At 67.4% G+C, this 10,310-nt stretch carries 10 protein-coding genes and 1 tRNA gene; 9 read left to right on the forward strand and 2 right to left on the reverse strand.

Going from position 1 to position 10,310, the window contains the following annotated elements; translation table 11 throughout:
- The 7 genes from KMS84_RS35620 to KMS84_RS35650 all read left to right on the forward strand — a co-directional run.
- On the forward strand, nt 1–275 hold a 275-nt coding region (locus KMS84_RS35620; protein ID WP_256920674.1), incomplete at its 5' end, for a hypothetical protein.
- Complete coding sequence (locus KMS84_RS35625) at nt 272–886, forward strand: Tat pathway signal sequence domain protein (RefSeq protein ID WP_256920675.1); 615 nt, start codon at nt 272–274, stop codon at nt 884–886. The genes KMS84_RS35620 and KMS84_RS35625, both read left to right, overlap by 4 nt.
- A gap of 287 nt (nt 887–1,173) precedes the next feature.
- Nucleotides 1,174–2,403: a branched-chain amino acid ABC transporter substrate-binding protein gene (locus tag KMS84_RS35630; RefSeq protein ID WP_256920676.1), complete on the forward strand. Its 1,230-nt coding sequence runs from the start codon at nt 1,174–1,176 to the stop codon at nt 2,401–2,403.
- Nucleotides 2,404–2,510: 107 nt separating this feature from the next.
- Nucleotides 2,511–3,443, forward strand: a complete 933-nt coding sequence (locus KMS84_RS35635; protein ID WP_256920677.1) for a branched-chain amino acid ABC transporter permease — start codon at nt 2,511–2,513, stop codon at nt 3,441–3,443.
- Between the two features lie 5 nt (nt 3,444–3,448).
- Complete coding sequence (locus tag KMS84_RS35640; RefSeq protein WP_256920678.1) at nt 3,449–5,275, forward strand: branched-chain amino acid ABC transporter permease; 1,827 nt, start codon at nt 3,449–3,451, stop codon at nt 5,273–5,275.
- Between the two features lie 5 nt (nt 5,276–5,280).
- Complete coding sequence (locus tag KMS84_RS35645) at nt 5,281–6,186, forward strand: ABC transporter ATP-binding protein (protein WP_256920679.1); 906 nt, start codon at nt 5,281–5,283, stop codon at nt 6,184–6,186.
- Complete coding sequence (locus KMS84_RS35650; protein WP_256920680.1) at nt 6,183–6,899, forward strand: ABC transporter ATP-binding protein; 717 nt, start codon at nt 6,183–6,185, stop codon at nt 6,897–6,899. The genes KMS84_RS35645 and KMS84_RS35650 overlap by 4 nt, the downstream gene beginning before the upstream one ends.
- A gap of 80 nt (nt 6,900–6,979) precedes the next feature.
- On the opposite strand, the gene KMS84_RS35655 is transcribed toward KMS84_RS35650, so the two are convergent.
- Nucleotides 6,980–7,636, reverse strand: a complete 657-nt coding sequence (locus KMS84_RS35655) for an ANTAR domain-containing response regulator (protein ID WP_030596546.1) — start codon at nt 7,634–7,636, stop codon at nt 6,980–6,982.
- Between the two features lie 98 nt (nt 7,637–7,734).
- Here KMS84_RS35655 and KMS84_RS35660 point away from each other — a divergent pair.
- Nucleotides 7,735–7,809, forward strand: a tRNA-Leu gene (locus KMS84_RS35660).
- Between the two features lie 106 nt (nt 7,810–7,915).
- Nucleotides 7,916–8,662 carry a helix-turn-helix domain containing protein gene (locus tag KMS84_RS35665; RefSeq protein ID WP_256920681.1) on the forward strand — a complete coding sequence of 249 codons (747 nt, stop codon included), beginning with the start codon at nt 7,916–7,918 and terminating at the stop codon, nt 8,660–8,662.
- A gap of 3 nt (nt 8,663–8,665) precedes the next feature.
- Here KMS84_RS35665 and pyk read toward each other — a convergent pair whose 3' ends face one another.
- Nucleotides 8,666–10,102 carry a pyruvate kinase gene (pyk, locus tag KMS84_RS35670; RefSeq protein ID WP_256920682.1) on the reverse strand — a complete coding sequence of 479 codons (1,437 nt, stop codon included), beginning with the start codon at nt 10,100–10,102 and terminating at the stop codon, nt 8,666–8,668.
- Nucleotides 10,103–10,310: the final 208 nt, after the last annotated feature.

Raw genomic sequence — 10,310 nt, forward strand, 5'->3', positions numbered from 1 at the left:
CCACACCCCCGCCCCGGTCCCCCGAAGAGCTGTGCGCGCGGATCGTCGCCCACTGGTCGCGCGTCATGCTCGACAGCCACACCTACGGCGACTACCAGTCCATGGGGCTCTCCAACAGGCAGTACGACGTCCTGCGGTCCGTCCTGGACGCCGCACGCACCGAGAAGAAGGAGCAAGGAGCCGCGGCCGCACAGAAGTTGATCGACCGTCAGGCACGTGCGGACTGCGCCGACCGGTACCGGTCCGACGGCCCCGGCGAAAGCCCCTGGCGGTGAACGCCATCGGTCCCGTCGAGCCCGGCGAGGGCACCCGGGACCAACCGCTCCACACCGAGGCGACCGGGGGATCCGCCGCCCGGCCGCTCGTCCTCTTCTACCGCGCCCACCGCCGCGCCGCGCACGGCGCCCTCGCCGCGGCCCTCCTCCTCGCCGCCGGCGGCTACCTGTACGCGAGCAGGCCGCCCGCCGTCCACCCCGTCCGGGCCGAACTCCCCTTCCCCGCACAGACGGTGGACGTCAGCTACCTCGGCGAGGCCGCCGTGCCGCCCGGCGCCCGGCCGCACTCGTTCGCCTTCGAAGTACTGCTCGGCGTCGAGTCCGGGCCCGCGGTCACCGTGACCCGGGTGACCCAGCCGTACGACGGACTGTCCGTGGCCTCCACCCCGCCCCCGCCCTTCCGGACGACACCGGGCGCGGCCCGCAAGGTCGTCGTCACCATGCACGTGACGGAATGCGGAAAAGTGCCGAAGGATGCCGGGCTTCCTTTCCTCGACGTAACGCTACGTAATGCGCGCGCAATACAGGTGCAGAGTTTCATCCTGGGTCCGCGCTATGCCCGCGACCTCTCCCACGCCCTACAGGTCGCCTGCAGCAACGATTTCGCGTAATCACCAAAATGACCGAGACGCCTGACCACACCCGAGGTCGTCCTGCACATTCTCACCATGCGGACAGGGCGAATCGGCCTGAATTCCGCTGTTCCACCCACCAAGTACCGCTCTGCATTACCTCGTGTCATAACAAGAGAGTCACAGCCTTCGTCAGACCCTCCTCCACGTTCCCTTCACCCGCTTAGAGTCACGCCCAGTCACCGCGCGGCTGGAATACCCCTCCAGGTCAGCGCTCGACTCGGCCTCTTCCAGCGGGGAGAGCCGCCCAGGGAAAGGACTGGAACGTGCGTCAACGTTCGCTCATCGCCATCACCGCCGCGCTGTCCGCGGGAGCACTCACCCTCACCGCCTGCGGCTCGCGCGACAGCGACGACAAGGGCTCCGACAGCGGCGGCGGCACCACCGTCACCATCGGCGTCGACGCCCCGCTGACCGGCGACCTGTCCGCGCTGGGCCTCGGCATCAAGAACTCCGTCGACCTCGCCGCCAAGACGGCCAACAAGCAGAAGCTCGTCGACGGCGTCACCTTCAAGATCGAGGCGCTCGACGACCAGGCCCAGCCGTCCTCGGGCCAGCAGAACGCCACCAAGCTCGTCGCCGACAAGTCCGTCCTCGGCGTGGTCGGCCCGCTGAACTCCTCCGTCGCCGAGTCGATGCAGAAGGTCTTCGACGACGCCAAGCTGGTCGAGGTCTCCCCGGCCAACACCAACCCGGCGCTCACCCAGGGCACCGACTGGGCCAACTCCAAGAAGCGCGTCTACAAGTCGTACTTCCGCACCGCGACCACGGACGCCATCCAGGGCCCGTTCGCCGCCCAGTACCTGATCAACGACGCCAAGAAGAAGAAGGTCTTCGTCATCGACGACAAGAAGACCTACGGCGCCGGCCTCGCCGGAACCTTCACCGCGGAGTTCAAGAAGCTCGGCGGCGCGGTCGCCGGCACCGAGCACATCAACCCCGACAGCAAGGACTTCTCGGCCATCGCCACGAAGGTCAAGAACTCCGGCGCCGACGTCGTCTACTACGGCGGCGAATACCCCCAGGCCGGCCCGCTCAGCAAGCAGATCAAGGCCGCCGGCGCCAAGATCCCCGTGGTCGGCGGCGACGGCATCTACAGCGCCGACTTCATCAAGCTGGCCGGCGCCACCGCCACCGGCGACCTCGCCACCTCGGTCGGCGCGCCCGTCGAGCAGCTGCCCTCCGCCAAGGAGTTCGTGGCCAACTACAAGAACGGCGGCTACAAGGAGGCCTACGAGGCCTACGGCGGCTACTCCTACGACTCGGCCTGGGCGATCATCGAAGCCGTGAAGAAGGTCGTCGACGACAACGGCGGCAAGCTCCCCGACGACGCCCGCGCCAAGGTCACCGCCGCCATGCAGAACGTCTCCTTCGACGGTGTGACCGGCAAGGTCTCCTTCGACGAGTTCGGTGACGCCACCAACAAGCAGCTCACCGTGTACGCCGTCGAGAACGGCGCCTGGAAGCCGGTCAAGTCCGGCACCTACTCCGGCTGACCAACCCGCATCACGAGCCGCGCGGGGCGCTGTTCCACTGGCGCCCCGCGCGGACCCACATCCGGACACATCCGTCGAAAACATCCGAACGTCTCGGAGGACATGCGGTGAACGAACTGCCGCAGCAGCTGGTCAACGGCCTGCTACTGGGATCCATGTACGGGCTCGTCGCCATTGGCTACACAATGGTCTACGGCATCGTCCAGCTCATCAACTTCGCCCACGGCGAGATCTTCATGACAGGCGCCTTCGGGGCACTCTCCGTCTACCTCTGGGTAGTGCCGAGCGGCACAACCATGTGGATAGCCCTGCCGCTCATGCTCATCGGCGCCATCCTGGTCGCCGTCCTCGTCGCCATCGGAGCGGAACGGTTCGCCTACCGCCCCCTGCGCGGCGCACCCCGCCTCGCCCCCCTCATCACCGCCATCGGCCTCTCCCTCGCCCTCCAGCAGGCCGTCTGGGCCTGGTACCCCGAAGCCAAGTCCGCCCGCACCTTCCCCCAGATCGACGGCGGCCCCTTCCACATCGGTGACGTCACCATCCAGACCGGCGACATCTTCCTCCTCGTCGCCGCCCCCATCAGCATGGCCGTCCTCGCCTACTTCGTCATGAAGACCCGCACCGGACGCGGCATGCAGGCCACCGCCCAGGACCCCGACACCGCCAAGCTCATGGGCGTCAACACCGACCGCATCATCGTGGTCGCCTTCGCCCTCGGCGCCGCCTTCGCCGCCATCGGCGGCGTCGCCTACGGCCTCAAGTACGGCCAGATCGACTACCGCATGGGCTTCATCCTCGGACTCAAGGCCTTCACCGCGGCCGTCCTCGGCGGCATCGGCAACATCTACGGCGCCATGATCGGCGGCGTCGTCCTCGGCATCGCCGAAACCCTCGCCACCGCCTACATCGCCGACATCCCCGGCATGGACAAGTTCGGCAGCCAGTCCTGGGCCGACGTCTGGGCCTTCGTACTTCTCATCCTCGTACTGCTGTTCAGGCCACAAGGCCTGCTCGGCGAGCGCGTCGCGGACAGGGCGTGACACCGATGACCACACAGACCACCACCGCCGAGACCCCCAGCACCCCCACCAGCGGGACCGCCACCGGCCTCATCGGCATCCCCGCCCAGGCAGGCCGCGCCCTCGCCACCGGCGGAGGCGCCCTCACCGTCGTCTCCACCTTCCTCGCCTGGACCTGGACAGCCGCCTTCCCCGGCGACCTCACCGTCTACGGCTACCCCGGCGGCCTCCAGGTCCTCGCCCTCATCGGCGGCGCCCTCACCACCCTCTTCGGCCTCTCCTCCTACGGAGTCAAGGGCCTGCGCTGGCTCACCCCCGCCGGCGCCGACGGCGCACTCAAATTCGCCGCCCTCGCCGCCTTCGCCACCGTCTGGTACACGGTCATCGCGATCAGCTCCGACCTCGGCGGCATCGTCAACCTCGAAGCAGGCGGCTTCATCGCCGCCATCGCCTCACTCGCCGCACTCCTCGGCGCCCTCGCCCTCCCCTTCGAGCGCCCCGAACCCGAACCCCACGACCCCGACGACACCGGCTGGGACCTGTTCCGCCACCGCCTGCGCGACGGCCGGGACACCACCAAGGCAGCCTTCGCCGGCGGCACCACCCGCCCCCTCGGCACCCTCCCCTCCTACGCCGAGATCCTCATCATCGTCGCCATCCTCGGCCTCGGCCTCACCGTCTTCACCTACGGCATCGGCACCGAATACGACGAACTCTTCATCGGCTTCCTCATCACGGCCGCCTTCGGCTTCGCCGCACTCAACAAGTCCGGCCTCGTCAACCAGGCCTCCCAGATCACCGCACGCCACCAGAACATCACCATCTGCGGCGCCTTCGTCGCCGCCGCGATGTTCCCCTTCACCCAGACCGACGACCAGTACGCCACCGTCGGCGTCTACATCCTGATCTTCGGCACCGTCGCCCTCGGCCTCAACATCGTCGTCGGCCTCGCCGGCCTCCTCGACCTCGGCTACGTCGCCTTCCTCGGCGTCGGCGCCTACGCGGCCGCCATGGTCTCCGGATCCCCCAGCTCCCCCTTCGACGTGCACTTCCCCTTCTGGGCTGCGGTCCTCGTGGGCGCCGCAGCCTCCCTGATCTTCGGCGTCCTCATCGGCGCCCCCACCCTGAGGCTGCGCGGCGACTACCTCGCCATCGTCACCCTCGGCTTCGGAGAGATCTTCCGCATCACCGCCAACAACCTCGACGGCACCTCCGGCCCCGACATCACCAACGGCTCCAACGGCATCTCCTCCATCCCGAACCTCAACATCCTCGGGTTCGACTTCGGAGCCGAACACGCCATCGCCGGATTCACCATCGGCCGCTTCGCCAACTACTTCTTCCTCATGCTCATCATCACGGCCGTCGTCGTCCTCGTCTTCCGACGCAGCGGCGACTCCCGCATCGGCCGCGCCTGGGTCGCCATCCGCGAAGACGAGACCGCAGCCCTCGCCATGGGCATCAACGGCTTCCGCGTCAAACTCATCGCCTTCGCCGTCGGCGCCTCCCTCGCCGGCCTCGCCGGCACCGTCCAGGCACACGTCACCTACACCGTGACCCCCGAGCAGTACCTCTTCGCCGGACCCATCCCGCCCAACTCCGCCTTCCTCCTCGCCGCAGTCGTCCTCGGCGGCATGGGCACCATCAGCGGACCCCTCATCGGCGCCGCACTCCTCTTCCTCATCCCCAACAAGCTCCAGTTCCTCGGCGACTACCAGCTCCTCGCCTTCGGCCTCGCGCTCATCCTGCTCATGCGGTTCCGCCCCGAGGGCCTCATCCCCAACCGGCGCCGCCAGCTCGAGTTCCACGAGGACGCGGAAGCTCCCACCGTCCTGACGAAGGCAGGGGCCTGACCACCATGACCACCGACACCACCACCACGGTCGCCCCCACCGGCGAAAGGGTCCTCGACGCCCGCGGCGTCACCATGCGCTTCGGCGGCCTCACCGCCGTCCGCGACGTCGACCTCCACGTCAACGCCGGAGAGATCGTCGGCCTCATCGGCCCCAACGGCGCCGGCAAGACCACCTTCTTCAACTGCCTCACCGGCCTCTACATCCCCACCGAAGGCGAAGTCCGCTACAAGGACAAGGTCCTGCCGCCCAAGTCCTTCAAAGTCACCGCCGCCGGCATCGCCCGCACCTTCCAGAACATCCGCCTCTTCGGCAACATGACCGTCCTGGAAAACGTCCTCGTCGGCCGCCACACCCGCACCAAGGAAGGCTTCTGGTCCGCCGTCCTGCGCGGACCCGGCTTCCACAAAGCCGAAGCCGCCTCCCGCGAACGCGCCATGGAACTCCTGGAGTTCATCGGCCTCGAGAACAAGGCCGACCACCTCGCACGCAACCTCCCCTACGGCGAACAGCGCAAGCTCGAAATCGCCCGCGCCCTCGCCAGCGAACCCGGCCTCCTGCTCCTCGACGAGCCCACCGCCGGCATGAACCCCCAGGAAACCCGCGCCACCGAAGAACTCGTCTTCGCCATCCGCGACAAGGGCATCGCCGTCCTCGTCATCGAGCACGACATGCGCTTCATCTTCAACCTCTGCGACCGCGTCGCCGTCCTCGTCCAAGGCGAAAAACTCGTCGAAGGCGACAGCGCCACCGTCCAGGGCGACGAACGCGTCGTCGCCGCCTACCTCGGCGAACCCTTCGAGAACGCCCCCGGCGACGAAGAGATCGCCGAAGTCGAGGCCGCCGAAGCACACGCCGACAGCGCCGACACCACCACGGACGCCGCGCCCGGCAAGGAGAACGACCGATGACCGCACTGCTCGAAGTCGAGGACCTCCGGGTCGCCTACGGCAAGATCGAGGCCGTCAAAGGCATCTCGTTCAGCGTCGAGGCCGGCGAGGTCGTCACCCTGATCGGCACCAACGGCGCCGGCAAGACCACCACCCTGCGCACCCTCTCCGGGCTCCTCAAGCCCGTCGGCGGCCAGATCAAGTTCAACGGCAAGTCCCTCAAGAAGACCCCCGCCCACGACATCGTCTCGCTCGGCCTCGCCCACTCCCCCGAGGGGCGGCACATCTTCCCGCGCATGACGATCGAGGACAACCTCCGCCTCGGCGCCTTCCTCCGCAGCGACAAGGCAGGCATCGAGAAGGACATCCAGCGCGCCTACGACCTCTTCCCCATCCTCGGGGAACGCCGCAAGCAGGCAGCCGGAACCCTCTCCGGCGGCGAACAGCAGATGCTCGCCATGGGCCGCGCCCTCATGTCCCAGCCCAAACTCCTCATGCTGGACGAGCCCTCCATGGGCCTCTCCCCCATCATGATGCAGAAGATCATGGCCACCATCGCCGAGCTGAAGTCCCAGGGCATGACCATCCTGCTCATCGAGCAGAACGCCCAGGCCGCCCTCTCGCTCGCCGACCACGGCCACGTCATGGAGATCGGCAAGATCGTCCTGTCCGGCACCGGCCAGAACCTCCTCCACGACGAGTCCGTCCGCAAGGCCTACCTCGGCGAGGACTGACCCACCCCCCTCACACACGACGAGGCCCGCGCCCCTTCTCCGGGCGCGGGCCTCGTCATGCGCACCAGGCGCCACACGAACTACCCCTTGTTCGCCTTCTTCTCGTCCGCATCCTGAATGACCGCCTCGGCCACCTGCTGCATCGACATCCGACGATCCATCGACGTCTTCTGGATCCACCGGAACGCCGCCGGCTCCGTCAGCCCGTACTCCGTCTGAAGAATCGACTTCGCCCGGTCCACCAGCTTGCGCGTCTCGAGCCGCAGCGTCAGATCCGCGACCTCGTTCTCCAGCTCCCGCAGCTCCGTGAAACGCGAGACCGCCATCTCGATCGCCGGGACGACATCACTCTTGCTGAACGGCTTCACCAGGTACGCCATCGCACCCGCGTCCCGCGCCCGCTCCACCAGATCGCGCTGCGAGAACGCCGTCAGCATCAGCACCGGCGCGATCCGCTCCTCGGCGATCTTCTCCGCGGCCGAGATGCCGTCCAGCTTCGGCATCTTCACGTCCAGGATCACCAGGTCCGGCTTGTGCTCACGGGCGAGCTCGACGGCCTGCTCACCGTCACCGGCCTCGCCGACGACGCTGTAGCCCTCCTCCTCCAGCATCTCCTTGAGGTCGAGGCGGATCAGCGCCTCGTCCTCGGCGATGACGACACGGGTCGTCAGCGGAGGCACGTGCGACTTGTCGTCGTCGGGCGCGTCCACGGGCTGGGGCGACTCGGGGGCGGTCACGGGGGCTCCTCGTTCAGGGGCGGGTACTGCTGACAAGAGCCTACCTAGCTGCGGTAAGGTGGGTGCGCGAGGGGTTGCACTTCTCCTTCCTTTCTAAGGCCCCAGTACTCCAACTGGTCAGAGAGGCCGCTCTCAAACAGCGGACAGTGTGGGTTCGAATCCCACCTGGGGCACTTTTCCTTCGATTCCAAGGTCGAGCCTGGAAAGCGGATGTTCCCGTTCTCGTGAACATCCGCTTTTTGCTGCGTGTCGCCGCGATCACTCTCACAGAGTGGCCACATGTACGACGTCAGCACACGCAAGCGGGCACTCGCCCTGGTCTCGGAAGGGCACAGCCTCAACTCGGTGAGCCGCCAGACGGGTATCTCCCGGGCAGCAATTCGATCCTGGCAGGCCCGACTTGAACCGCTGCCCCGAATGATGCCACCCCTCCCCGGACCACCGAGTGATCGGAACACCTATGCGTATCTGCTGGGGCTCTACCTGGGTGACGGGTGCATCAGCCCCCATCCGCGCGGAGCCGGCCATTACCTGCGCATCGCCTGCGCGAACGCCTGGCCGGGCCTCATCGACGCCTGTGAGGCCGCCGTCCGAACCATCAGCCCCGCGCACACCGCGTACCGTGTGAAGGCTCCGGGGTGTGTGGCCGTGGTCGGCTATTACGCCCACTGGCCGCACCTGTTCCCGCAGCACGGTCCCGGCAAGAAGCACGAGCGGCGGATCACCCTCGAACCCTGGCAGCAGGCCATAGTCGAGGACCATCCCTGGCAGTTCGTTCGCGGCCTCATCCATTCGGACGGCTGCCGGATCGCCAACTGGACCGAGCGGACCGTCGGCGGTGAACGCAGGCGCTACACGTACCCGCGCTACTTCTTCACGAATCTGTCGGGCGACATCATCGGCCTGTTCACCGACGCCCTCGACCGCGTCGGAGTGGAATGGAGAATGCAGAACACCAGAAACGTGTCCATCGCCAAGAAGGCCTCCGTCGCGCTCATGGATGCCCACATCGGCCCCAAGTACTGACCCCTACCGAGGGCTGTCGTCCTCGCCCACGTGGTGGACCCTGACCAGGTTCGTCGAGCCGGAGACGCCGGGCGGGGAGCCCGCGGTGATCACGACGACGTCGCCCTTGGCGCAGCGGCCGTAGCGCAGCAGCAGTTCGTCGACCTGGTCGACCATGGCGTCCGTGGTGGCGACGGCCGGGCCGAGGAAGGTCTCGACGCCCCAGGTGAGGTTCAGCTGGGAGCGGGTGGCGGGTTCGGGGGTGAAGGCGAGGAGGGGGATCGGGGAGCGGTAGCGGGAGAGGCGGCGGACGGTGTCGCCGCTCTGGGTGAAGGCGACGAGGAACTTGGCGTCGAGGAAGTCGCCGATCTCTGCGGCTGCGCGGGCGACGGCGCCGCCCTGGGTGCGGGGTTTGTTCGCGTCGGTGAGAGGTGGGAGTCCCTTGGCGAGGAGGTCCTCTTCGGCTGCTTCGACGATTTTGGCCATGGTGCGGACGGTTTGGGCGGCGTGTTTGCCGACGCTGGTCTCGCCGGAGAGCATGAGGGCGTCGGTGCCGTCGATGACGGCGTTGGCGACGTCGCTGGCTTCGGCTCTGGTGGGGCGGGAGTTCTCGATCATCGAGTCGAGCATCTGGGTGGCGACGATGACGGGTTTGGCGTTGCGCTTGGCGAGTTTGATGGCGCGTTTTTGGACGATCGGGACCTGTTCGAGGGGCATTTCGACGCCGAGGTCGCCTCGGGCGATCATGATGCCGTCGAAGGCGGCGACGATGTCGTCGATGTTCTCGACGGCCTGGGGTTTTTCGATCTTTGCGATGACGGGGAGGCGGCGGCCTTCTTCGTCCATGATGCGGTGGACGTCGAGGATGTCGCGGCCGGTGCGGACGAAGGAGAGGGCGATGACGTCGAAGCCGGTGCGCAGGGCCCAGCGGAGGTCTTCTTCGTCTTTTTTGGAGAGGGCGGGTACGGAGACGGCGACGCCGGGGAGGTTGAGTCCCTTGTGGTCGGAGACGACGCCGCCTTCGATGACGCGGGTGTGGACGCGGGGGCCGTCGACGTGGGTGACTTCGAGGCAGACCTTGCCGTCGTCGACGAGGATGCGTTCGCCGGAGGTGACGTCCTGGGCGAGGCCGGCGTGGGTGGTGCCGCAGAGGCTGCCGTCGCCTGCGATGCCTTCTTCGACGGTGATGGTGAAGGTGTCGTCGCGTTCGAGGAGTGCGGGGCCTTCTGCGAAGTGGCCGAGGCGGATCTTCGGGCCTTGAAGGTCGGCGAGGGCGCCGACGCTGCGGCCGGTCTCGTCGGAGGCCTTGCGTACGTGGTGGTAGCGCTCCTCGTGTTCGGCGTGGGTGCCGTGGCTGAGGTTGAAGCGGGCTACGTCCATTCCGGCGTCGACCAGGGCTTTGAGCTGGTCGTATGTGTCGGTGGCGGGGCCCAGGGTGCAGACGATTTTCGCTCGGCGCATGTTTCGAGTTTATGTCTTACCGGCGGGTAGGGAATTGGTGGCACATGGCTGCTCAACAACCTTTGCGTGAAGGGTTGTTGACAACTCATAAATGGTGCGGCGGGGTGCTCTGATGAGCATTTTCTCGAATGGGTGAATTCGCGAGGGGGCCGATCGGGTGATGTGCGCCGATGGGTGGGTCGTGCGGGTGGTCGGGGCGGGCGGTCGG

This window comes from Streptomyces hilarionis, assembly GCF_024539675.1.
Lineage (GTDB): Bacteria > Actinomycetota > Actinomycetes > Streptomycetales > Streptomycetaceae > Streptomyces > Streptomyces hilarionis.

What these genes read in the sequence shown, in the direction of transcription:
- KMS84_RS35640 (WP_256920678.1), top strand. Translation starts at nt 3,449, where the DNA reads ATGACCACACAGACCACCACCGCCGAGACCCCCAGCACCCCCACCAGC.
- KMS84_RS35645 (WP_256920679.1), top strand. Translation starts at nt 5,281, where the DNA reads ATGACCACCGACACCACCACCACGGTCGCCCCCACCGGCGAAAGGGTC.
- KMS84_RS35650 (WP_256920680.1), top strand. Translation starts at nt 6,183, where the DNA reads ATGACCGCACTGCTCGAAGTCGAGGACCTCCGGGTCGCCTACGGCAAG.
- KMS84_RS35665 (WP_256920681.1), top strand. Translation starts at nt 7,916, where the DNA reads ATGTACGACGTCAGCACACGCAAGCGGGCACTCGCCCTGGTCTCGGAA.
- pyk (WP_256920682.1), bottom strand. Translation starts at nt 10,102, where the DNA reads ATGCGCCGAGCGAAAATCGTCTGCACCCTGGGCCCCGCCACCGACACA.